Below are 22,393 nucleotides of genomic sequence, written 5' to 3' on the forward strand. Positions count from 1 at the left end.
GCGGGGCGGAACATCGACCCGCCCCCGCATTCCGGCGCCGTCGGACGGATATGCCGTGAGAACCGTTCCGGTGCGCCGTCCCGTCAATGCTGACGAGGAATGCGCACCGGGGAAGAGGACATCATGCTCAGACTCATCTCCCGCCGGCTCCTGTCCGGAGCCGTCGTCCTGTTCGTCGTCGCGATCCTCGCCTACGCCCTGCTGTTCGCGGGCTCGGGGAACATCGCCCGCAACATCCTGGGCGACCAGGCCACCGAGGACCAGATCGCCGCGAAGCAGGCGGAGCTCGGCCTCGACCAGTCGCTGTTCGTCCAGCTCACCTCCTGGATGGGCGACGCCCTCCGGCTGGACTTCGGGCGCTCCTGGTTCACCAGCCAGCCCGTCATGGAGGCCATCGCCTCCCGCCTGCCCGTCACCCTCGTGATGGTCATCGTCTCGGTCGCGCTGATCGCCGTGGCCGCCACCGTCCTCGGCGTCGCCGCGGCGGTGCGGCGCGGCTGGATCGACCGCGTCGTCCAGATCGGCGCCGTCGGCGGCAGCGCCCTGCCCGGCTTCATCATCGGCGTGTTCCTGGTGACCCTGTTCGCCGTGAACCTCGGCTGGTTCGACGCCACCTCGCAGATCCGGGCGACCTCCTCGCCCGCCGTCTGGATCACCTCGCTCACGCTCCCGGTGATCGCCCTGGTCATCAACGGCGTCGCGAGCGCCGCGCAGCAGATCCGCAGCGCGTTCATCAAGCAGCTCGAGCAGGACTACGTGCGGACCCTCCGCAGCCGCGGCATCAGCGAGCGCGAGGTGCTGTTCAAGCACGTCCTGCGCTCCGCCGCCCCGGCGGGCCTGACGGTGCTGAGCCTGCAGTTCATCAGCCTGCTCGGCGGCGTCGTCGTGATCGAGAGCATCTTCGCGATCCCCGGCATGGGCAAGCTCGCCGTGGACGCCACCACCCAGTCCGACCTGCCGCTGGTGATGGGGGTCGTGATGTACACGGTCGTCATCGTCATCGTCGTCAACCTGATCGTCGACATCCTCAACGGATGGCTCAACCCGAAGGTGCGTGCCGCATGAGCGAGACCGCCGCCCCCGTCGCGACGCCCCCCGGCGTCCTGCGCTCCTCCCCGCTGAGGCGCCTGGCGAAGAACCCGATGGCGATCGTCGCCGCCGCCGTCTTCCTCGTGATCCTCGTCGGCGCGCTGCTCGCGCCGCTGATCGCGCCCCACGACCCCGAGGTCGCGGACCTGTCCTCGGTGCTGCTGCCCCCGGGCGGCGAGCACCTCCTCGGCACCGACAGCGCCGGCCGCGACATCTTCTCCCGCCTGCTGTTCGGCGCCCGCGTGACCCTGCTGTCGGCGGCGATCTGCGCGGCCGTCGCGATCGCGATCGGCCTGCCCTCGGGCCTCATCGCCGGCTACTACGGCGGCATCTTCGACGGTCTCGCCGGCTGGGTCGTCAACGTGATCATGGCGCTGCCCGGCTTCATCGTCCTGCTGGCCTTCCGCGCGGCCGTCGGCCCCTCGGTCTACCTCGCCATGGTGGTCTTCGGGATCCTGCTCAGCCCCGGATTCTTCCGGCTCACCCGCACCGCGGTGCAGTCGGTCCGCGGCGAGCTCTACGTCGACGCGGCCCGCGTCTCCGGCCTCAGCGACCGCAGCATCATCGGCCGCCACATCTTCGCGGTCGTCCGGGCGCCCATCATCATCCAGGCGGCCATGAGCTGCGGCGTCGCGATCTCCGTGCAGTCCGCGCTCGAGTTCCTCGGTCTCGGCGACCCGACGGTCCCCACCTGGGGCGTCATGGTCTCCGACGGCTTCCGCTCGATCTACCGCCAGCCCCTGAACGTGGTATGGCCGTCGCTGGCGATCATGCTGGTCATCGGCAGCTTCGTGCTCTTCGGGAACGCCCTGCGCGACTCCCTCGAGGACCTCGAGGTGATCGTCGAGAAGAAGCCGACGAAGGCGTCGACGAGCACCGCGGCCATCACAGCCGTCGCCCCCGCCGCCCGCAGCGCCCAGCATGCCGCGCTCGAGGCCGCCGCCGAGGAGCACCTGCTCTCCGTCGTCGACCTCCGGGTCGCGTACCCGCAGGCCGGAGGCCGACGCAAGGTCGTCGTCGACGGCGTCAGCTTCCACGTGGACCGCAACGAGGTCGTCGGCATCGTCGGCGAATCCGGTTCGGGCAAGTCGCAGACCGCCTTCTCGGTCCTCGGCCTGCTGCCGGACAACGCGATCATCGCGGGCGGCTCGATCGTCTTCGACGGCGTGCGGACCGTGCGCGAGGGCGACACCGAGGTCGACCAGTCGGCCATGGTCGCGCTGCGCGGCAAGCGCATCTCGTACATCCCGCAGGAGCCGATGAGCAACCTGGACCCGGCCTTCACCGTCGGCCACCAGCTCATCCGCCCCATGACCAAGGTGCTCGGCATCTCCGCCAAGGAGGCCCGGAAGCGGGCCCTCGACCTGCTGGCGAGCGTCGGCCTGCCCGACCCGCAGCGCACGATGGACTCCTACCCGCACGAGATCTCCGGCGGCATGGCGCAGCGCGTGCTGATCGCCGGCGCGATCTCCTGCGAGCCCGACCTGATCATCGCCGACGAGCCGACGACGGCCCTGGACGTCACCGTCCAGGCCGAGGTCCTCGACGTCATCCGCGCCCTCCAGGAGCGGCTGGGCCTGGGCGTCCTGCTGGTCACGCACAACTTCGGCGTCGTCGCCGACATCTGCGACCGCGTCATCGTGATGCAGACCGGCCGGGTCGTCGAGGCGGGCACCACCCGCGACATCCTGCGCAGCCCCGCGCACCCGTACACGCAGATGCTGCTCGGCTCGATGCTCGAGGGCAAGGAGCCCATGACCCGCCTGATGCCCCCGGCCGACGACGCCGCGGGCACCGCGACCGCCTCGGGCGTCGGCACCGGCGTCGGCGCCGCGACCGCAGCGACCGCAGCAGGTGCGCGATGAGCATCCTGCAGAGCACCCGCGCCCCTCGGGGCGCCGCACCCGAAGGAGAACCGGCGATGGAGAAGCCCGCGGAGGGGAGCCCGCTCCTCGAGGTCGACGACCTGGTCGTCGAGTACCCCGGCAAGGGGGTCTTCTCGCAGCCCTTCCGGGTCCTGCACGGGGTGTCGGTCGCGATCGGCGAGGGCCGGACCCTCGGCCTGGTCGGCGAGTCCGGCTCCGGCAAGACCACGATGGGCCGCGCCGTCCTCGGCCTCGCGCCGGTGACCTCCGGCAGCGTGCGCTTCGACGGGCAGGACATCGGCCGCGCCTCGCGGCGCCAGCGCCGGGGGCTGAGCAAGGACATCCAGGTGGTCTTCCAGGACCCCTACACCTCGCTGAACCCCTCGATGACCGTCGGCGACATCCTCGCCGAGCCGCTCGGCATCCAGGGCATCGACGGCGCGGAGGCGCGCGAGCGGGTGCAGACGCTCCTCGAGCGCGTCCACCTCCCGCAGGACGCCATGGGCCGCCTGCCGCGCGAGTTCTCCGGCGGCCAGCGCCAGCGCATCGCGATCGCCCGGGCCATGGCCCTGCGGCCGCGGCTGGTGGTCTGCGACGAGCCCGTCAGCGCCTTGGACCTGTCCACGCAGGCCCGCGTGCTCGACCTCTTCCTCGAGCTGCAGGAGATCACGGGCGTGTCCTACCTCTTCATCTCGCACGACCTCGACGTGGTCCGGCACATCAGCCACCGCGTGGCCGTGCTGTACAAGGGCGAGATCGTCGAGCAGGGGGAGGCGGCGCAGGTCACGCAGGACCCGCAGCATCCCTACACGCAGCGCCTGCTGCTGGCCTCGCCGGTCCCCGATCCGGACCGCCAGGCCGAGCGCCGCGCGGCCCGCCGTCGGCACGCCGAGGAGATCGAGATCGCCCCGGTGAGCTGACCCCCACGCCGCCGTCGGACGGAGGAGCCGATCCCTCCTCCGCCCCTCGGCCCGCCGGGCCGTGGATCCGTCTCCCGGTCGGCCCGCCGGACCAGCGCCCCGGAGGCGGACGAGTGTCGTTGCTCGTCCGCCCCCGGGGCGCTGCACTGCGTCCGGGGCCCCGCGGCGGGCGATCTCGGTCGCATCGGACGCACCGAGTCCGGGAATCCGCTTGCCCTCCTGCGCCGGGCATGCTTGACTGGGGGAAGTGGAAAGCGGTTACCGCCGTCAGGGCCGACGGACGGACGCCTTCCGCACCGCCGTCGGGGCCCCGGTCGCCGACGGCTCGTCCCGTCGGACCCGCCCGAACCGTCGGATCCGTCGGACGCGCAGGACCCCCTCGACTCGCAGGACCCGCCCGACACAGCACAGGAGACAGTCATGGCAGAACGCAGGATCGGCATCATCGTCAACGGCGCGACCGGCCGCATGGGATATCGCCAGCACCTGGTGCGCTCGCTGCTGGCGATCCGCGAGCAGGGCGGCGTCGAGCTGTCCGACGGGGACCGCCTCGTCCCCGACCTGCTGCTCGTCGGCCGCAACGAGGAGAAGCTGCGCACCGTCGCCGAGCGCCACGGCCTCGAGAACTGGACGACCGACGTCGACGAGGCCCTCGCGAACCCCGACTATGAGGTCTACTTCGACGCCCTGGTCACGAACCTCCGCGTCGCGAACCTGAAGAAGGCGATCGCCGCGGGCAAGGCCATCTACACCGAGAAGCCCACCGCCGAGTCCTTCGAGGACGCGCTCGAGCTCGCGAAGCTCGCCCAGGAGGCCGGCGTCGTCAACGGCGTCGTCCACGACAAGCTGTACCTCCCGGGCCTGCTCAAGCTGCGCCGCCTCATCGACTCCGGCTTCTTCGGCGAGATCCTCTCCGTGCGCGGCGAGTTCGGCTACTGGGTCTACGAGGGCGACTGGCAGACCGCCCAGCGCCCCTCCTGGAACTACCGCTCCGAGGACGGCGGCGGCATCGTCGCCGACATGTTCCCGCACTGGAACTACGTCATCGAGGAGCTCTTCGGCCGCATCGAGGACGTCTACGCGCAGACCGCCACCCACATCGGCGAGCGCTGGGACGAGAAGGGGCAGAAGTACGTCGCCACGGCCGACGACGCCGCCTACGGCGTCTTCCGCCTCGAGAACGGCGTCGTCGTGCAGATGAACTCGAGCTGGGACGTGCGCGTGCACCGCGACGAGCTCGTCGAGTTCCAGGTCGACGGGACGCACGGCTCGGCCGTCGTCGGCCTCCACGGCGCGCGCATCCAGCCGCGCGAGGCGACCCCGAAGCCCGTGTGGAACCCCGATGTCAAGGACGGGCACGACTACCGCGGCGACTGGATCGAGGTCCCCGACAACGCCGGCCCGACCGGCTTCGACAACGGCTTCAAGGTCCAGTGGGAGGACTTCCTCGCCTCCTACGTCGAGGGCCGCGCCTACCCCTACGACTTCCTGTCCGGCGCCCGCGGCGTCCGCCTCGCCGAGACGGGCCTGGCCAGCTCCGCCGAGGGCCGCCGCATCGCCCTCGAGCCGCTGACCGAGGTCCCGGCATGAGCACCGATGTGAGCACCGGCGCGGGCCCCGACGCGGTCACCGCTGCGGGCACGGGCGCCCTGCGGGCGACCCTGATCGACGAGGACGGCGGGCTGCGCACGATCGCCGTCGGGCAGGCCGCCGCCTTCCCGAAGCCGACGGCGCCGCTGCGCTCGCGCACCGTCTACGCGGCCGTCCACGTGATCCCGACGGTCCACGGGGACAACACCCCCGGCGCGCCCGCCGACATCGACTGGGAGGCGACGCTCGCGTTCCGCCGCACCATGTGGTCCCGCGGCCTCGGCGTCGCCGACGCCATGGACACCGCTCAGCGGAACATGGGCCTGGACCCGGCGGCGACGCGCGAGCTCATCTCCCGCTCGGCCGACGCCGCCCGCGAGGCCCTGCAGGACCCGGAGATCGCCGCGGTCTTCCCGGAGGGGGCGCAGGTGCGCGACCTCGTCGTCGCCGGCGTCTCCACCGACCAGCGCGAGGAGCACGAGCTCAGCCTCGACGAGATCGTCGCGGCGTACACCGAGCAGCTCGTCGCGACCGAGGCCGCGGGCGCGGGCGCCGTGCTCATGGCCAGCCGCCATCTCGCCCGCGCGGCGACGTCGGCCCAGGACTACGAGGACGTCTACCGGCGGGTGCTCGCGAGCGCCGAGCAGCCGGTGGTCCTGCACTGGCTCGGCACCGCCTTCGACCCGCAGCTCGAGGGCTACTTCGGCGCGGCCGACACCGCGGTCGCCTCCGAGACCCTCCTGCGGATCATCGCCGAGGATCCCGCGAAGGTTCGCGGCGTGAAGATGAGCCTGCTCGACGATGCCGCCGAGGTCGCCGTGCGCGAGCGCCTGCCCGAGGGCGTCGTCATGCTCACCGGCGACGACTTCCACTTCTCCCACCTGATCGTGGGCGACGGCACCGGTGCGGCCGACGACGGGTCGCTGCCCGTCGGCGACTTCTCCCATGCGCTGCTGGGGGCCTTCGCGGTCACCGCCCCGGCGGCGTCCGCCGCGGTGCAGGCCCTCGACGCGGGCGATCCCGCGGAGGCCCGTCGGATCCTCGACGCCTCCGAGGAGCTCGCCCGCCACGTGTTCTCGGCGCCGACCTACCACTACAAGACCGGCGTCGCGTTCATGGCCTGGCTCAACGGCCACCAGCGCGCCTTCTCGATGATCGGCGGGATGCACAGCGCCCGCGGCCTCCCGCACCTCTCGCGGACCTTCGAGCTCGCCGCCGCGACGGGTAACCTCGAGGACCCGGCCCTGGCGGTCGAGCGCTGGCACGCGATGCTGCGGCTGGCCGGCTGCGCCATCGGGCAGGACGAGGACGTCTCGGCAGGAGGCGCCCGATGACCGCCTCCGAAGGAGGGACCCCGATGACCGCTCACGGCACCACGCCGCGCCTCTCGATCAACCGCTGGACCTGCAGGACCACCCCGATCCAGGACTTCCTGGAGGCCTGCACCGCCCAGGGCCTGGGCTCCGTGGGCCTGTGGCGGCAGGACGTCGAGGAGGTCGGCCTGGACGCCCTGCGCCGCCGCGTCGACGACGCCGGGCTGCGCGTCTCCTCGCTCTGCCGCGGCGGCTTCCTCACCGCCGCCGGGGACGCCGAGCGTGCCGCCGCCCTCGCCGACAACCATCGTGCGATCGACGAGGCCGCCGCGCTCGGCGCCCCGACGCTCGTGCTCGTCGTCGGCGGGATCAGCCGGGAGGACAAGGACATCGTCGGCGCCCGCGCCCGCGTCGCCGAGGCCATCGCCCGCCTCGCCCCCTATGCGGAGGACGCGGGCGTCACCCTCTCGATCGAGCCCCTGCACCCGATGTTCGCGGCCGACCGCGCGGTCGTCTCCACCATCGACCAGGCCCTCGACATCGCCGAGGCCTCCGGCAGCCCGGCCGCCGGGGTCGTCGTGGACACCTACCACGTGTGGTGGGACCCGAACCTCGCCGCCGCGATCCGTCGCGCCGCCGACACCGATCGCCTGTTCAGCTACCAGGTGTGCGACTGGAACCTGCCGCTCGCGGCGGAGCCCCTCCACTCCCGCGGCTACATGGGCGATGGCTACATCGACTTCCCCGCGATCACGACCCTGATCAAGGACGCCGGCTACACCGGCGACATCGAGGTCGAGATCTTCAACGAGGACGTCTGGGCGACCCCCGTCGCCGAGTCCGTCGGCATCATCGCCGACCGGTATGCGGAGCTGGTCCAGCCCTACGCGTGAGCTGAGCGGGGGCTGACCCGGACGCTCGTGCGTCCGGGTCAGCCGCGCTTCCAGTAGGCGAGGGCGTGGATCCTCTCCTTGGGCACCTCGAGCTGCTTGCGGAGCATGGCGCCGATGCGGCGGGTCGCGGCGGATTCGAGGGAGACGAAGAAGGTCGTGCCCGCCGGCGCCTCGACGCCGGCGGTCCAGGCGGCGGTCTCGATGGAGCCGTCGCGGTCGAACCAGGCGACCTCGACGCCCTCGCGGGCGGGGGAGTCGAGCTCCTCGGGGTCGTTCGCGTAGCCGCGCTCGAGCAGGACGGTCGCCGTGATCCCGGGCTCCCGGCGCAGGAGGTCGCGGATCGCCGGCAGGGAGGCGCCGTCGCCGATGAGGACCATGGAGGTCGGGGAGTCGGCGACCGGGTTGCGGCCGTTGAGGACGGTCGCATCGATCTCGTCGCCGGTGCGGGCGCCTCGTGCCCAGTCCGAGGCGACGCCCGGGTGGAGGTAGAACTCGATCGCGGCGGTGCCCGTCGCCGGATCGGGATCGACGAGGGTGTAGGCGCGCTGGTGGCCGCGGCCCGCGGGGGTGGTGAACCACAGCCGCAGCCAGTAGGTCGGGTAGACGTCGTCGCGCTCGAGCAGGTCGCCGACGTCGACCGTCAGCCGCAGCAGGCGCTCGGAGCGCTGCTCGCGGGAGAGCACCCGCAGCCGCAGGTCCTGGGCGCGATAAGCCTTGAGGATGACGCCGTTCAGGCCGCGCCGCGGGGAGCTCGTGCGGGGCGCGTCGACAGGGTGCTGCGATGTTCGCTCGGTGGACATGGGCCGCCTCTCCGCTTTATGTAAGGACTGCCTTACTTTAATCCAGTGGAGGGGCGGTGGCGAGGGGCGTCCGTCGGCGTGCGGCCGACGGGCGCCGCGGCCTCAGCGGTAGTCGTCCCAGACGGGGGAGGGGAACAGGACGCGGTCGAAGCGGTCCCAGGCCTCCTCGAGGTCGATCGGGGGATTGCGGAACATGCGCAGCTGGAGGCCGTCCATCGCCGCGAGGGCCATCTCGACGAGCTCGCGGGCGTCCTCGAAGGTGCCGATCTCCGGGGGGAGGCGCCAGGTCGTGGCGCTGTAGAGCGCCCAGACCTCGGAGGGGCGGGTGGCGTAGTGCTCGTGCGCGGGATGCTCGGGGAAGGTGGACTCGGCGCTGAGCACCATGTGCAGGCGGATCAGCTGCGGGTCCTGCGCGTTGTGGCGGACCAGGTAGCGGAAGTAGGCGGGCAGCGAGACGCCGTCGGGGTGGATGGCGGCGGGATCGCCGGTCGCGATGAAGTCGTCGGGGTCGAAGCGGCGGTCGTAGCGCTGGTCGACGAGCAGCTGCAGGAGGCCGTCCTTGTTCTTCACGTAGTGGAGGAGGCCGGGCTGGGTGAGGCCGACGGCGTCGGCGACGTCCTGCAGCGAGAGCCCGTAGAAGCCGTGCCGGGCGACGAGGTCCGTGGAGGCCTCGAGGATCTGCGCGATGCGCTCCTCGGGGGTCAGGCGGATGCGCGGCCTGGGGGACTTCGTCGGGGAGGGCATGACGACACAGTAGTCGCGGCCGACGCGGCGGGGACCGGCGCTGCGTGGCGTGGGGCACATGGACGCCGGATTGACATCCGCGCTCGACGGACTTAGTTTCAGAGCGTTACCTAGTATGCACTCGATAAGGGTGCGGGGCCGCCCTCGACGGCCGCTGCTGGGAGGACTCGACGGGGCCACTGGCCCCGCGGCAATGACGCCGGATCGCCGGCCGTCCTGGACCGAAGAAGGCACAGATGGACAACCGATCGACCACCCCGACGGCGGGTGCGCGGGAGACCGCGGCCGCCGCCGACGCCCTGCCCGCCGACGACTCGCCCGCCGGCTCCTCGCGCGCCGGAGCCCCGCTGACCGCGATACCGCACGCCTCTCCGCTCGGCGCCGCCGGCGCCGCTCCCGCCGAGCTGCCCGCCGATATCGCCCCCGACACCGGGCTGCCGCTCGCCAAGGGGCAGGTGCTGCGCTTCGCGGCCGGATTCCTGCTGTTCGGCGCGGTCTGGATGGTCGGCCTGCAGATGGTCGCCCAGGTGCTGCTGCCCCAGCGCCTGCAGGACATCGGCGTCGCCTCGCCCGAGGCCATGCTCGGCACCGCCAACGCGGCGACCGCGATCGTCTCGCTCGTGTCGAACCTGGTGTTCGGCAACCTCTCGGACCGCACCCGCAGCCGCTTCGGCCGGCGCGCTCCGTGGGTCCTCGGCGGTGCGGTCCTCGGCGGCGGCTCCCTCGCCGCGATCGGCCTGGTCGCGAGCCCCGCGCCGATGATCCTGCTGTACTGCCTGAGCATGGTGGGCCTGAACATGATGCTGGCCCCGGCGATCGCGATCCTCGCCGACCGCGTCCCCATGGCCGTGCGCGGCACCATGAGCGCCTTCTACGGCGCCGGCCTCGCCGTCGGCAGCCCGCTGGGCGCGCTCATCGGCGCCGCCTTCATCACCACGACCGTCCCCGGCTTCTTCCTCGGCGGCGCGCTCATGCTCCTCGGCGGCGTCATCGCCGTCGTCCTCTGGCCCCGCGAGCGCTCGGCCGCGGACCTGCCCATCACCTCGACGGACCTGCGCGACGTGCTGATGTCCTTCCGTCCGCCGCGCCATGCGCCGGACTTCTACAAGGCGTTCGTCGGCCGCTTCTTCATGCTCGTCAGCATCCAGATGGTCCTCGCCTACCAGCTCTACATCGTCCAGGGCCACCTGGGGCAGTCGGTCGCCGAGTCCGCCCGGACGATCGCCACCATGTCCGTGATCCTGCTGGTCGCGGGCCTCGTCGGCTCGCTCATCTCGGGCCCGATCTCGGACCGCCTGGGACGCCGCAAGCTGCCCGTCGTGGTCGCGAGCGTCCTGTTCGGCATCGGCGTCGCCATGCCGTGGATCCTGCCGACGACGGCCGGCATCCTGCTGTTCGCCGCGATCGCCGGCTTCGGCCAGGGCGTCTACAACTCGGTCGACCAGGCGCTGAACGTCGACGTGCTCCCCAGCGAGGAGGAGGCCGGCAAGGACCTCGGCATCCTCAACCTCTCGACGACCGCCGGCCAGACCGTCGGCCCGCTCATCACCTCGGCGATCGTCGTCGCGACCGGCGGCTACTCGGCGGTGTTCGCGGTCTCGATCCTCGCGGCCGTGCTCGGCGCCTTCACGATCACCCGCATCAAGGGCGTGCACTGACCTCCGCCCTCCCCGAGGGAAGCCCTCCCGATCACGCGCGACGCCCTCCCGATCCTCGGCCCGAGGCCGCGGATCGGGAGGGCGTCGCGCCGTCGAGGGGCGGCGGCGGGCGCGGCTTGCGCCGGCGTCCGCCGGTCCTCACGATGGGGACGATCGCGTCCGTCGAGAAGGAGCCGCGCCATGGTCGAGAAGACCCCGTCCGTCCCGTCCGTGCTGTTCGTCTGCGTCAAGAACGGCGGGAAGTCGCAGATGGCGGCGGCGCTCCTGCGTCGGCGCGCCGGGGACGCCGTCGAGGTCCACTCGGCGGGCACGGAGCCCGGTTCCGGGCTCAACGCCCTGTCCGCGGCCTCGGTCGCCGAGGTCGGCGCCAGCATGGAGGGCGAGCGCCCGAAGCCCATCGACCCGGTCCTGCTGCGCACGGTGGACCGCGTCGTCGTGATCGGCGACGAGGCGGTCGTCGAGCCCGTGCCGCAGATGGCGGGGAGCATCGAGACCTGGATCCTCGATGAGCCCTCGGAGCGCGGCATCGACGGCGAGGAGCGCATGCGCCTGATCCGCGATCAGCTCGACGAGCGGGTCCGCCTCCTCGGCGCCGAGGTCGCCGGTCCCGCCGCCGGCTGAGCGACAGCCGCCGACGGGCCCGTCATCGGGCGCCGTCGGCGGCGGTGGAGGCGGTGGGGGCTCAGCCCTCGATGATCACGAGATCCCAGGGGGCGATCTCGAGCGGGTCGCCGACGGCGATCGGCGCGCCGGGCGCGCCGCTCGCGCCGGCCCCGCTCGCCGACGTCGCAGCCGACGACGCATCGTGCGCCGCCGCCTCGTCGGCCGACGCGGCGAGCACGGAGACGCCGGCGACGGGGCTCGCGAGCGCGACCGTCTCGCCCGAGTAGTTCAGCAGGAAGGTGATCTCGCGTCCGCGGCCGTTGGTGCCGCGGCGCACGGCGACCGTGCCGATCTCCTGCGGCCAGTCCCACAGGCCTGCCTCGCGCAGGGCGTGCGCGAGGATTCCGCGCAGCGTCTCCGGGGAGGTCATCGCGCCGATGTAGGTCGCGGAGCCCGCAGTGCCGGTGCCGGCGTCGGAACCCGCGTCGGAGCCGGTGCCGCCGGCGGCCGGATGCACCCGACGGGTGACGGCCGCGGTCCCGCCCCAGGCGGGGTGGTCGTAGGAGGCGAGCACCTCGGCGTCCTCGACCTGCAGCAGCTCCAGGAAGTGCTGGACGGCCGGCGCCGCGCCGTCGGCCGCGTCCGTGTCGTCGGCCGCGTCCGCGTCGCCGGCGGCGGTCGCGTCGGCCGACGGGCGGGCGCCGGCGAGCGGGCCCGCGAGGGCGAGGCGGGCGCCGTCGGGCCGGGAGAACTGGTCGTAGGAGATACCGAAGGTCTCGGTGAGCGCATGCGGGGCGCGGTCGTGCCAGACGGTCACGTCCTCGTCGGCGACGGCCGTGCGGAAGGTCGAGACCAGATGGCCGCCGTCGGCGACGAAGCGCGCGAGGCGATCGATCGTCTCCTGGCTCGCCGTGTAGAGCGCGGGGGTGAGGATCATCGTGTAGCGGCCGAGGTCCTCGTCATCGGGGGCGATGAAGTCCACCTCGACGTTGAGGTCGAAGAGGGCGTCGTAGACCCAGCGCAGCACGTCGTTGTAGGTGATCGAGGAGCCGAAGACGCCGTCGATGAAGCCGGTCTCGAGGGTGAACCAGCGCAGCGCCGTCAGCGCCCGGTTGCTGACCATGATCGCCACCCGGTTGCGCTTGGCGAGCCCCGTCAGGGACGCGGCGTGCGCGGCCCACTCGCGGCCGACGCGGCCGGACTCGAGATAGGTCGGGTTCGGCGAGAAGTCGTGGCTGAGCAGGCCCTTCCAGTAGGTCTCGAAGGAGTGGTGGATCGAGTGCCAGTGCCAGTACATGACGCCGAGGGCGCCGCTGGCGACATGGCTGTAGGCCTGCAGGCGCAGCTGCCCGGGGTAGGGGAGCCAGCCCATCTGCCCCTGCGCCTGGGTCTCGAGGACGAGGTAGTTGGCGCCGCCCTTGATCGAGCGGGTCATGTCGCCGCCGAAGGCGATCTCCTTGCCGGTCAGGCGCGACTGGGTGGGGTGGTAGATGTCGGTGCCGGCGAGGGAGACGGTGCGGGCGGCGGAGAAGTGGTCGACGGCCGGCTGCAGGCCGTAGGACCAGCCGGGGGTCCAGTCGAAGTCGAAGTTCTGCGTGACGAACTGGTCCTCGCGGGCGTACTCGGCGACGATGCCCGCCTGCCAGCCCAGGAAGTCGTCGACGAGGGAGCGGCGGAACGCCTCCCAGGCGGAGCCGAGGGAGCCGTTGATCGTGCCGCGGACGTCGGGGAAGTCCTCCCAGGCGTCGATCCGGTTGGACCAGTAGGCGAGGCCGAAGGCGTCGTTGAGACGGTCCAGGTCGTCGTCGAAGCGCGCCCGCAGATGCTTGACGAAGGCGCGCTGCGCGCCGCGGGAGGCGGTCCCGTGGTGCTTGGTCTCGTTGTCGATCTGGAAGCCGATCACGTGCTCGTGATGGGCGGTGCGCTCGAGCAGCGCGCGGATCGCGCGCTCGGCGTGGAAGAGGTACGTCGGATGCGTGATGTCCATGATCTGGCGCGCGCCGTAGCGGCCCGGGCCGGCGTCGGTCTCGGCGAGGACGTCGGGATAGGAGGCGACCAGCCAGGTCGGCACCGCGTAGGTGGGGGTGCCGATGATGACCGACAGGCCCGCCTCGCGGGCGGCCTCGAGGGCGCGGTCCACATGCGTGAAGTCGAAGACGCCGGGCTGCGGCTCGAGCGTCGACCAGGTCGACTCGGCGATGCGGATGACGTTGTGCCCGGCCGCCGTCATCATCGCCGCGTCCTCGGCGGTGCGGTCGTACGGGAGGTACTCGGAGTAGTAGGCGGCTCCGTACAGCAGTCGATCCATGGCGGTCACCCTTCATCGCGCGAGCAGGTCGCCCGGGCCGGGCGCTGCGGAGGGAGTGCGTCGGGCCGAGCAGGTCGGTCCCGGCAGTCTACCCATCTACTGAGTAGATAGTAGATAAGAGGTGGTCCACACCCCTTCCACCGGTAGGGATTACTCGTGTAACCTCACGCGTGACACCCGATGGACGCTCGAGGAGGACTCCATGACCGATCTGCCTGCCGCCGCGCTGACCGACGCCGCTCCGGCCGTCGCCGCGCTGACCGACGCCGAGAAGATCGCCCTGACCGGCGGCGCCGACTTCTGGCACACGAACGCCGCCCCGTCGGCCGGACTGCCCGGCGTGATGGTGACCGACGGTCCCCACGGCCTGCGCGCCCAGCAGGGCGAGAGCGACCATCTGGGCCTGAACGACTCCGTGCCCGCGACCTGCTTCCCGCCGGCCGTCGGCCTCTCGGCGACCTGGAGCCGCGAGACCGCCGCCGCCGTCGCCCGCGCGATCGCGAAGGAGGCGCTCGCCGAGGGCGTCGCCGTCGTGCTCGGCCCCGGCATGAACATCAAGCGCTCCCCGCTGTGCGGGCGCAACTTCGAGTACTTCTCCGAGGACCCGCACCTCACCGGCGAGCTCGCCGTCGCCTATGTCGACGGCATGCAGGCCGAGGGCGTCGGCACCTCCGTCAAGCACTTCGCGCTGAACAACCAGGAGACCGACCGCATGCGCGTGGACGTCTCCGTCGACGAGCGCACGCTCCACGAGATCTACCTGCGGGCCTTCCGCGCCGTCGTCACCCGCGCGCAGCCGTGGACCGTCATGTGCTCCTACAACTCGGTGCTCGGCGAGCTCGTCTCGCAGAGCCGCTTCCTGCTCACCGAGGTGCTGCGCGAGCAGTGGGGCTTCGAGGGCCTGGTCGTCTCCGACTGGGGCGCCGTGACCGACCGACCGGCATCCGTCGCCGCGGGCCTGGACCTGCAGATGCCCGCCGATCCCGGCGCCGAGGCGGAGCTCGCCCGGGCGCTCGCCGCCGGCGAGATCGACCCCGCGGACGTCGACCGCGCCGCCGGCCTCGTCCTGGACCTGCTGCGCAAGTCCGCCGCCGCGCACGACGAGGACGCGAGCTACGACGCCGACGACCACCATCGGGTCGCCCTCGAGGCCGCCCGCAAGGCGATCGTCCTGCTCGCCAACGACGGCATCCTGCCCCTGCCCGAGAGCGGCGCCGACGCCGAGGGCCGTCCGCTCGCGGTGATCGGCGACTTCGCCGCGACCCCCCGCTACCAGGGCGCCGGCTCCTCGCACGTGAACCCCACCCGCCTGTCGACCGCCCTCGACGCGATCCGCGCGATCGCCGGCGAGGTCCCCTTCGCGCGCGGTTTCGCCCCCGGGGCGGGTGCCGCCGACGGCGCCGACGCCTCCGCCGATGACGAGGCGCTGCGCGCGGAGGCCGTCGAGCTCGCCCGCGGCGCCAGCGCGGTCGTGCTCTTCCTGGGCCTCGGCGAGGACGTCGAGTCCGAGGGCTACGACCGCACCGACATGGAGCTCCCCGCGGCGCAGGAGCGCCTGCTCGAGGACGTCCTCGCGGTCAACGACCGCGTCGTCGCGGTCCTCTCCAACGGCTCGGCGATCCGCCTCTCCCCGACGCTGCGTTCCGTCCCCGGCCTGCTGGAGGCCTGGCTGCTCGGCCAGGCCGGCGGCGAGGCCACGGCCGACGTGCTCTTCGGCCGCACGAACCCCTCGGGCAAGCTCGCCGAGACGATCCCGCTGCGCCTCGAGGACGTGCCCTCCGCGCTCCACTTCCCCGGCGAGCACGGTCGCGTGACCTACGGCGAGGGCCTCTTCGTCGGCTACCGCGGCCTCGACGCCCGCGGCACCGAGGTCGCCTTCCCCTTCGGCCACGGCCTCAGCTACACGAGCTTCGAGCACACGGACGTCGCGGTCGAGGCCGCGGGCGACGGCATCGCCGTCGAGGTCACCGTGCGCAACACCGGCGACCGCGCCGGCCGCGAGATCGTCCAGGCCTACGTCTCGGTGCCGGACTCGCGGATCGCCCGCGCCCCGCGCGAGCTCAAGGGCTTCGCCGACGTCGAGCTCGAGGCGGGCGCCTCCCAGCGCCTGCGCATCGAGATCCCGGCGACGGAGCTGCAGTACTGGAGCACCCGTGCGGGCGCCTGGGCCGTCGAGGCCGGCACCTACCGGGTCGAGGTCGGCGCCTCCAGTCGCGACCTGCGCGGGAGCGCCGAGATCGTGCTCGCGGGCGACGAGCCCGTCCTCGAGGCCACCTTCTCCACCACCCCGCTGGAGATCGCCGAGATCCCCGGCGGCGCCGAGAAGCTCGAGGCGCTGATCGCCCGCACCCCGCTGTTCCAGGACCCGGAGATGCGCAAGATGGGCGAGCAGATCCCCGTCGGCCGCCTCACCGGCCTCGGCGGCTTCTCGCGCGAGGAGATCCAGGAGTTCCTGGACGCGGTCAACGCGCACTGATCGGCCGACGGCGCCCGGTCGGCCCCGGAGTGCCGGCCGGGCGCGGCCCGCTCAGCGGATGACGCGCTGGACGTCCTGGCCGCTGAAGGTCCAGGACAGCACGTCGATCGCGCCGCTGCGCGCGTACGGGCCGACGATGCGCCCGGTGAAGGACTCGCAGAAGTCCGAGGTGAGATAGCGGCCGTCGACGCGGGCGATCTCGACCCAGTCCGCGCCGTCGTGGACGGACGCGATCAGCACGTCGCAGGAGGAGAGCATGTCCACGACGCCCGGGGCGGGCGGGCGCGCCTCGAGGCGCAGCCGCACGGGGGCGTCACCCGAGGGGCGGGGCACCGACCAGGTCTGCTGCATCGAGGGGATGTGCATGGTCGCGGCGACCTCGCCTGTGCGCACCTCGAGGTCGAGGTGGGTCTGCTCGTCGTAGCGCATCGCCAGGCCGCCGACGCCCGCGCGCGGGTCGATCGCGATCTCGACGACGGCGGCCTCGGTGGTCTGGCGGATGCCCAGGAAGTCCGGGCGCAGGTCGTCCATGCCGACGCCGCGGCCGCTCAGCCGCAGCGCACCGGGACGGGCCGACGCATCCGCGATCTCGCGCGGGAAGCGGCGCACGGCGACGATCTCCGGGTCGAAGCCGTCGACGGCGGCGGGGACCTCGCCGGTCAGCGAGACCTCGCCGGCGATCGCCGGATGGCGGTCGTCCAGGCGCACCGGCTCGGCATGCGGCCAGCCGTCGACCCAGGTCACGGGCGTCACGAAGGTCTCGCGGCCCATGGGCGCCCAGGCGCGCGTGGAGGAGCGGGGGCGGGTGCCCAGCAGCACCAGCGCCCAGGAGCCGTCGTGCAGCTCGATGAGGTCGCCGTGGCCGCTGTTCTGCACGGCATGGTCGGTCCCGCGGGCCGTGACCAGCGGGTTGTGGGGCGCGCCGGTGAAGGGGCCCTGCGGGGAGGGGCCGCGGGCGATCGTGACGCTGTGGCCGCGCTCGGTGCCGCCCTCGGCGATCATCAGGTACCAGTGCTCGCCGACGCGGTAGAGGTGCGGGGCCTCGGGGAACATGCCGCCGGTGCCGGACCACAGGCGGATCGGCTCGGTCAGGGCCGCGCCGGTCGCGGGGTCGATGACGACCTGCGTGATGCCCTGGTGGGTGAGGGTGCCGGTCTCCTCGTCGAGCAGGAAGCCGGACATGGTGACGTAGCAGGTGCCGTCCTCGTCCCAGGCGATGTCGGGGTCGATGCCCTGGACGTCGAGCACGACGCCGTCGTCCCAGGGGCCGGCCGGATCCTCGGCCGTGAACAGGATGTTCCCGCGGCCGGTGCCCATCATGTCGGGGACCACGAGGTGGAAGCGGCCGTCGTGATGGCGGATCGTCGGCGCCCAGACGCCGCCGCCGGTGGGCACGCCCGGCACGCCGACCTGGCCCTCGCGCACGGCGACGTGGCCGATCAGCTCGAGGCTGCGCAGGTCGCGCGAGCGGAAGACGGGGATCCCCGGGAGGTACTCGAAGGACGAGGTGGCGAGGTAGTACCACTCGCCGACGCGGCAGATGCTGGGGTCGGGGTGGAAGCCGGGGATCAGGGGGTTGGGCAGGCCGAGGTTCTCGGGCATGGGCGTCCTTCTCGATGGGGGGCCGCGGCGGCGCGACCGGTTGGTGACACGAGTAACCTCACTGTAGGCTGGGTCCTCGGTCGATTCAAGGAGGCAGCACGTGGGCGGACGGGCGACCAGCGCCGACGTCGCGCGGAGGGCCGGGGTCTCGCGCGCGACGGTGAGCTACGTGCTCAACGACCGGCCCGGGCATTCGATCTCGGCGCCGACCCGCGAGAAGGTGCGCGCCGCGGCCGAGGAGCTCGGCTACATCCCCAACCACAGCGCCCGCGCGCTGCGCGGGAAGGTGCCGCCGGTGATCCTCGTGGTCACCCACGACATGCCCTTCGGCCGCAACGTCGGCGACATGATGGACGCCTTCGCGGCGCTCGCCGCGGGCGCCGGCTTCTCGCTTGTGAGCCTGCGCTCCGAGGATCATCGCGCCCTCGAGACCACCGTCGTCCACCTGCACCCGCGCCTGGTGATCGCGACCCTCCCGGTCCCCGAGGAGGACCTCCGCGTGCTCGCCCGCCTCGACGCCCCGATCGTCGACGGCTGGGCGCTGCAGGGCGAGGTCGTCGGCGGCGAGCAGGCCTCCGCCCTCCAGGTCCGACGCCTCGCCGACGCCGGTCGCCGCCGCCTCGCCTATCTGGGGGCGACCGAGCAGAGCCTCGCGCTCTTCGACGCCGGCCGCCGCGAGGGCGTCCGCCGGACGTGCGAGGAGCTGGGGCTGCCCGCACCCGTCGAGGCGGCGATCCCGATGGTCGTGGAGGCCGAGGGCATCGTCCCCGTGCAGGAGATCCTGCGCGGCTGGCTCGCCCTCGAGGAGCCCGTCGACGCCGTGGCCTGCTACAACGACTTCTGGGCGGCGGCCCTGCTGCGTGCCGCGCGCGCCGAGGGCATCGCCGTCCCCTCCGAGCTCTCGGTCATCGGCATCGACGACGAGCCCATGTCCGCCTTCCTCGACCCGCCGCTGACCACGATCGACTACGACGCGCGCGGTCTCGCCCGCATGCTCTTCGCCCGCGGGCTCGAGATGATCGGCGAGAGCCCGCTCGACGCGTCGGCCGACGCCGCGGGTGCGAGCGCAGCCGACGGGGCGAATGCCAGCACGGCCGACGGGGCGAGCGCGATCGTGAGCCCGCGCTTCCGGGTGATCGAGCGCGGATCGGTCTGAGCGCACCGGTCGGACGGCTGGAGCGTGCCGGTCGGATCGCCCGAGCGCGCCGGTGAGATCGCCCGAGCGCGCCGGTCAGACGGCGATGGCGAGGGCGGTGGACTCCCGCAGCACCACGTCGCCGCGCAGGTGGATCTCCTGCGGCTCCGGGGCCGCAGGGGCCGTCTGCTCGGCGTCGGGCTGCTGATCGCCGGACGCGTCCGCCGCCTCCGCATCCCCGTCCGCCGCCTCGGCGGCGCCCGCGGGGCTCGTCGTGCGGCCGAGGACCCAGTCGACGGCCTGCTGCGCCATCCGCTCGAGGGGCAGGGCGATCGTGGTGAGCGTGGGGTGGACGTCCTCGGCGTCGGGAACGCCGCCGAAGCCGGCGACGCTGACCTGCTCGGGGACCGCGAGGCCCTGACGCCGCAGCTCGCCGAGGGTCCCGAGCGCCATGATGTCCGCGGGGGCGAACAGGCACAGCGGGAGGTCCGGATCGGCGCCCGCGGGGGCGGCGGCGAGGTGCTCGGCGACCCGGCGGGCGGCATCGTGGCCGCCGCTGCGGGTGAGGTCGGCCTGGAAGGTCAGCTCGGGCTCGATGCCGGCCTCGGTGAGGCCGCGGACGAAGCCGCCGGTGCGGTCGCCGGCGGAGGGGATCCCGCGGATGCCCTCGACGACCGCGAAGCGGCGGTGGCCCTCGACGACGAGCGCGGTCGCGAGCTCGTAGGCGGCCTCGGCGTTGTCGGGGACGATCGTGCGGCCGACGCCGAGGGACTGGCCCAGACCCACCACCATGCCGCCGTTGCGGGCGAAGCCCTCGATCAGCTGCCGGATCGCGTCGTCGGACTCGCCGCCGTAGCGGTGCGAGCCCACGAGGACGAGCGCGTCGACCTGCTGGGCGATGAGGGAGCGCAGCGCCCGCACCTCGGTGTCGGCGTCGCGATCCGTCTGCGTGAGCAGCACCTGCGAGGAGGAGGCGAAGACCTGCTGCTGGACGGCGCGGGCGATCGCGCCGAAGTAGGGGTCGGCGATATCGTGGACGACCAGGCCGATCAGGCCCGAGCGCGAGCGGGCCAGGGCCTGCGCCTGCGCATTGGGCACGTAGCCGAGCTTGAGGGCCGAGCGGCGGACCTTCTCGGCGACCTCCTTGCCCGGCACGCGGGAGGATCCGTTGAGCACCCGTGAGGCGGTGGCCAGGGAGACCCCGGCATCATGGGCGACATCGCTGAGTCGCACGGCGGCCATCGTCGGCCCCTCTCCCTGTCGTCTCGATCCGCGGCCCCGACGGGGTCGCGCGGTGCGGGCAGGATGCCCGGCAATGCCGGGAGCGGGGCGCGGGGAAGCCTCCCCGCGTGCCGCGACGTGCCTGCGCACGCCGATGGCAACCGCTGTCCGACGGGATCAGGATACGTGGGACCCGCGGCGGCGTCCTGGGGAACCGGAGACTCGCGGCGCGGTGCGGAGGGTCGGCGGGCGTGCGGGCGGGGCCCGGGGCTCAGGCGCTGAAGGCGAGGGTGTCGTGGTCGACCGGGTGCAGGGGCGCCTCGCCCGCGACCAGTCGTCGGACCTCCTCGAGGGCGTCCTCGCCCATGCGGTGCAGCTCGTTGCCCTGGGAGCCGGCGATGTGCGGGGTGATCGACAGCGTGGGCACGCCCCACAGCGGGTCGTCCTCCTCGAGGTCGTCGTGCACGTCGAGGATCGCGTAGAGGCGGCCGGAGACGAGCTCGGCGCGCAGCGCGTCGATGTCCACGAGCGCGGGACGTGCGGTGTTGATGAAGGTCGTGCCGTCGCGCAGCAGGGAGAGCAGCTCGCGCGAGACCATGCCGTGGGTCGCGGGGACGTCCGGGGCGTGGAGGCTGACGACGTCGGAGGCGGAGAACAGCTCCGTCAGCTCGACCTTCCGCGCACCCAGCGCCGCGATCTCCTCGGCGTCGACGTACGGGTCGGAGATCAGCACCTCGAGATCGAAACGTCGGAGGTGCTCGGCGACGAGGCGGCCGACGCGCGAGGCGCCGATGAGGCCGACCACCGCTCCGTAGGCGCCGATCTCCGTGCTGGCCCGATCGCCGAAGGCGGGCCGATGCGTGCGCCGGTACTCGGCCTCCTGGGCGAGGGCGCGCTTGGAGGCGAGCAGGATCTGCGCGAGCGAGAACTCGGCGACGGGCACCGCATTGGCCTCCGTGCACGAGGTCACGCGGATGCCGCCGTGCGCCCACACCTCGTCGGACACCACGAAGCGCACCGTCCCGGCGGTGTGCACGATCGCCCTCAGACGCGACATCCGGGCGAGCGCGAGGGCGTCGACGACGGGGGAGCCCCAGCCGGTGATCAGCACCTCGACCTGCTCGAGGATCTCATCGGGCGCGGCCGTGAGATCCGGCGTCGTCGCCGCGGTGTCGACCTCGACGAGCGCGCGCAGCCGCTCGAGCTGGGCGGGGGAGAACATGCGGTGCGGGAGCCCCTCGGGCATCGCCAGCAGGGCCTTCATCGGGCGGCCTCCTCGGGGGCGGGGATCGGGGTGGGGGCGGGGGAGCCGGGCGCGGGCGTGGGGGCGCCGGCGATCCAGGCGCGCAGGGTCGCGGCCTCGCCTGCGAGCAGGGCGGGATCGTCGGCGGGCACGAACTCGATCAGCGCGTCGTGGTCCGAGCCCTCCTCGCGCAGGATCGCGAAGGCCTCGCGCCACAGTCCCTCGCGCTCGGGCAGCGCGGCCAGGAGGTGGCGCTCGCTCCCGGGCCACCACGAGAACACGTGGATCGTCGAGACCCGCGGGAGCAGCGCGCGCAGCGTCGCGAGGGCCTCGGGGGCGGGCATGTCCTGATGCGGCTGCCAGTAGGAGAGCACGTGGGAGCGGTCGATCTCGTCGAGCAGGCGCAGCGTCGAGCCGATCTCGTCGGTCAGGGTGCCGCCGTGGTGCTCGAGGCCGACGTCGATCCCGGCGAGCCCCGCCGCGTCGGCGAACAGCCGGATCCGGCGCACGATCTCCTCGCGCAGCGCGGGATCCGTCGCCTCCGACGGGGTCCGGCCCGCCCACACGCGGATCCGCGGGGCCCCGAGGGCGCGGGCGGTGGCGATGATCGCGTCGATCAGCTCGCGGTCGATCTCGTCGGCGCGCTCGCCGTCGGCGAAGCCCAGATAGGCGCCGTAGCTGGCGACGGCGAGCCCCGCCTGCTCGGTGAGCGCGCGGACGCGCTCCGCCTCGGCGAGGTCGCCGGGCGGGACATGCCCGTCGCCGCCCCATTCGATGCACTCGAGGCCGGCCTCGACGGCGCGCGCGATCACGTCCTCGACCGCGAGGGCGCGGAAGGTGACGGAGCACAGACCCGGTCTGATCATCGGCGGACTCCTCGACGTCGTCGGCAGGGCGGCGGGTGGCCTGCCCGGGACTGTAAGGATGTCCGAC

General features: G+C 73.0%; 17 protein-coding genes. 10 read left to right on the plus strand and 7 right to left on the minus strand.

Annotation, left to right across the window (positions count from 1 at the left end):
- Window positions 1-123: 123 nt before the first annotated feature.
- The 6 genes from ACXET9_RS09015 (at window position 124) to ACXET9_RS09040 (ending at window position 7,670) form a co-directional block, all read left to right on the plus strand.
- Complete coding sequence (locus tag ACXET9_RS09015) at window positions 124-1,065, plus strand: ABC transporter permease (protein WP_457886218.1); 942 nt, start codon at window positions 124-126, stop codon at window positions 1,063-1,065.
- Window positions 1,062-2,954, plus strand: a complete 1,893-nt coding sequence (locus ACXET9_RS09020) for a dipeptide/oligopeptide/nickel ABC transporter permease/ATP-binding protein (protein ID WP_457886219.1) — start codon at window positions 1,062-1,064, stop codon at window positions 2,952-2,954. Before ACXET9_RS09015 ends, ACXET9_RS09020 begins: the two co-directional genes overlap by 4 nt.
- A gap of 56 nt (window positions 2,955-3,010) precedes the next feature.
- The gene (locus ACXET9_RS09025; protein ID WP_457886220.1) at window positions 3,011-3,874 is read left to right on the plus strand and encodes an ATP-binding cassette domain-containing protein; all 864 of its coding nucleotides are present in this window, start codon (window positions 3,011-3,013) and stop codon (window positions 3,872-3,874) included.
- A 420-nt stretch (window positions 3,875-4,294) separates the two neighbouring features.
- Window positions 4,295-5,464, plus strand: coding sequence for a Gfo/Idh/MocA family protein (locus ACXET9_RS09030; RefSeq protein ID WP_457886221.1), 1,170 nt, complete (start codon window positions 4,295-4,297; stop codon window positions 5,462-5,464).
- Window positions 5,461-6,798: a DUF993 family protein gene (locus ACXET9_RS09035; protein ID WP_457886222.1), complete on the plus strand. Its 1,338-nt coding sequence runs from the start codon at window positions 5,461-5,463 to the stop codon at window positions 6,796-6,798. Before ACXET9_RS09030 ends, ACXET9_RS09035 begins: the two co-directional genes overlap by 4 nt.
- A 23-nt stretch (window positions 6,799-6,821) precedes the next feature.
- On the plus strand, window positions 6,822-7,670 hold the full coding sequence (locus tag ACXET9_RS09040) for a sugar phosphate isomerase/epimerase family protein (RefSeq protein ID WP_457886223.1): 849 nt from the start codon (window positions 6,822-6,824) through the stop codon (window positions 7,668-7,670).
- Between the two features lie 38 nt (window positions 7,671-7,708).
- Here the strand turns inward: ACXET9_RS09040 and ACXET9_RS09045 are convergent, their stop codons facing one another.
- Window positions 7,709-8,470, minus strand: coding sequence for a siderophore-interacting protein (locus ACXET9_RS09045; protein ID WP_457886224.1), 762 nt, complete (start codon window positions 8,468-8,470; stop codon window positions 7,709-7,711).
- A 102-nt stretch (window positions 8,471-8,572) separates the two neighbouring features.
- Window positions 8,573-9,214: a TetR/AcrR family transcriptional regulator gene (locus ACXET9_RS09050; protein ID WP_457886225.1), complete on the minus strand. Its 642-nt coding sequence runs from the start codon at window positions 9,212-9,214 to the stop codon at window positions 8,573-8,575.
- Between the two features lie 236 nt (window positions 9,215-9,450).
- Between ACXET9_RS09050 and ACXET9_RS09055 the strand changes: the two genes are divergently transcribed.
- Window positions 9,451-10,872, plus strand: a complete 1,422-nt coding sequence (locus ACXET9_RS09055) for an MFS transporter (RefSeq protein WP_457886226.1) — start codon at window positions 9,451-9,453, stop codon at window positions 10,870-10,872.
- Window positions 10,873-11,052: 180 nt separating this feature from the next.
- Complete coding sequence (locus ACXET9_RS09060) at window positions 11,053-11,493, plus strand: arsenate-mycothiol transferase ArsC (protein WP_457886227.1); 441 nt, start codon at window positions 11,053-11,055, stop codon at window positions 11,491-11,493.
- A gap of 61 nt (window positions 11,494-11,554) precedes the next feature.
- Here the strand turns inward: ACXET9_RS09060 and ACXET9_RS09065 are convergent, their stop codons facing one another.
- Window positions 11,555-13,783: a beta-galactosidase gene (locus ACXET9_RS09065; RefSeq protein WP_457886228.1), complete on the minus strand. Its 2,229-nt coding sequence runs from the start codon at window positions 13,781-13,783 to the stop codon at window positions 11,555-11,557.
- 202 nt (window positions 13,784-13,985) lie between these two features.
- Between ACXET9_RS09065 and ACXET9_RS09070 the strand changes: the two genes are divergently transcribed.
- Window positions 13,986-16,259, plus strand: a complete 2,274-nt coding sequence (locus ACXET9_RS09070) for a glycoside hydrolase family 3 C-terminal domain-containing protein (RefSeq protein ID WP_457886229.1) — start codon at window positions 13,986-13,988, stop codon at window positions 16,257-16,259.
- Window positions 16,260-16,310: 51 nt separating this feature from the next.
- On the opposite strand, the gene ACXET9_RS09075 is transcribed toward ACXET9_RS09070, so the two are convergent.
- The gene (locus tag ACXET9_RS09075; RefSeq protein WP_457886230.1) at window positions 16,311-17,861 is read right to left on the minus strand and encodes a family 43 glycosylhydrolase; all 1,551 of its coding nucleotides are present in this window, start codon (window positions 17,859-17,861) and stop codon (window positions 16,311-16,313) included.
- Window positions 17,862-17,961: 100 nt separating this feature from the next.
- On the opposite strand from ACXET9_RS09075, the gene ACXET9_RS09080 reads away from it, so the two are divergent.
- Entirely contained in the window at window positions 17,962-19,017 is a 1,056-nt protein-coding gene (locus ACXET9_RS09080) for a LacI family DNA-binding transcriptional regulator (RefSeq protein WP_457886231.1), read from the plus strand.
- A gap of 75 nt (window positions 19,018-19,092) precedes the next feature.
- On the opposite strand, the gene ACXET9_RS09085 is transcribed toward ACXET9_RS09080, so the two are convergent.
- From ACXET9_RS09085 to ACXET9_RS09095, 3 genes are all read right to left on the minus strand, one after another.
- The gene (locus ACXET9_RS09085; protein ID WP_457886232.1) at window positions 19,093-20,238 is read right to left on the minus strand and encodes a LacI family DNA-binding transcriptional regulator; all 1,146 of its coding nucleotides are present in this window, start codon (window positions 20,236-20,238) and stop codon (window positions 19,093-19,095) included.
- Between the two features lie 250 nt (window positions 20,239-20,488).
- Window positions 20,489-21,481: a hydroxyacid dehydrogenase gene (locus tag ACXET9_RS09090; RefSeq protein WP_457886233.1), complete on the minus strand. Its 993-nt coding sequence runs from the start codon at window positions 21,479-21,481 to the stop codon at window positions 20,489-20,491.
- Complete coding sequence (locus ACXET9_RS09095) at window positions 21,478-22,326, minus strand: sugar phosphate isomerase/epimerase family protein (protein ID WP_457886234.1); 849 nt, start codon at window positions 22,324-22,326, stop codon at window positions 21,478-21,480. Before ACXET9_RS09095 ends, ACXET9_RS09090 begins: the two co-directional genes overlap by 4 nt.
- Window positions 22,327-22,393: the final 67 nt, after the last annotated feature.

The sequence above is a fragment of the Brachybacterium netajii (SeqCode) genome (genome assembly GCF_054114245.1).

Coding starts and splice junctions, on each gene's coding strand:
- ACXET9_RS09015 (WP_457886218.1), top strand. CDS start 124: ATGCTCAGACTCATCTCCCGCCGGCTCCTGTCCGGAGCCGTCGTCCTG.
- ACXET9_RS09020 (WP_457886219.1), top strand. CDS start 1,062: ATGAGCGAGACCGCCGCCCCCGTCGCGACGCCCCCCGGCGTCCTGCGC.
- ACXET9_RS09025 (WP_457886220.1), top strand. CDS start 3,011: ATGGAGAAGCCCGCGGAGGGGAGCCCGCTCCTCGAGGTCGACGACCTG.
- ACXET9_RS09030 (WP_457886221.1), top strand. CDS start 4,295: ATGGCAGAACGCAGGATCGGCATCATCGTCAACGGCGCGACCGGCCGC.
- ACXET9_RS09035 (WP_457886222.1), top strand. CDS start 5,461: ATGAGCACCGATGTGAGCACCGGCGCGGGCCCCGACGCGGTCACCGCT.
- ACXET9_RS09040 (WP_457886223.1), top strand. CDS start 6,822: ATGACCGCTCACGGCACCACGCCGCGCCTCTCGATCAACCGCTGGACC.
- ACXET9_RS09045 (WP_457886224.1), bottom strand. CDS start 8,470: ATGTCCACCGAGCGAACATCGCAGCACCCTGTCGACGCGCCCCGCACG.
- ACXET9_RS09050 (WP_457886225.1), bottom strand. CDS start 9,214: ATGCCCTCCCCGACGAAGTCCCCCAGGCCGCGCATCCGCCTGACCCCC.
- ACXET9_RS09055 (WP_457886226.1), top strand. CDS start 9,451: ATGGACAACCGATCGACCACCCCGACGGCGGGTGCGCGGGAGACCGCG.
- ACXET9_RS09060 (WP_457886227.1), top strand. CDS start 11,053: ATGGTCGAGAAGACCCCGTCCGTCCCGTCCGTGCTGTTCGTCTGCGTC.
- ACXET9_RS09065 (WP_457886228.1), bottom strand. CDS start 13,783: ATGGATCGACTGCTGTACGGAGCCGCCTACTACTCCGAGTACCTCCCG.
- ACXET9_RS09070 (WP_457886229.1), top strand. CDS start 13,986: ATGACCGATCTGCCTGCCGCCGCGCTGACCGACGCCGCTCCGGCCGTC.
- ACXET9_RS09075 (WP_457886230.1), bottom strand. CDS start 17,861: ATGCCCGAGAACCTCGGCCTGCCCAACCCCCTGATCCCCGGCTTCCAC.
- ACXET9_RS09085 (WP_457886232.1), bottom strand. CDS start 20,238: ATGGCCGCCGTGCGACTCAGCGATGTCGCCCATGATGCCGGGGTCTCC.
- ACXET9_RS09090 (WP_457886233.1), bottom strand. CDS start 21,481: ATGAAGGCCCTGCTGGCGATGCCCGAGGGGCTCCCGCACCGCATGTTC.
- ACXET9_RS09095 (WP_457886234.1), bottom strand. CDS start 22,326: ATGATCAGACCGGGTCTGTGCTCCGTCACCTTCCGCGCCCTCGCGGTC.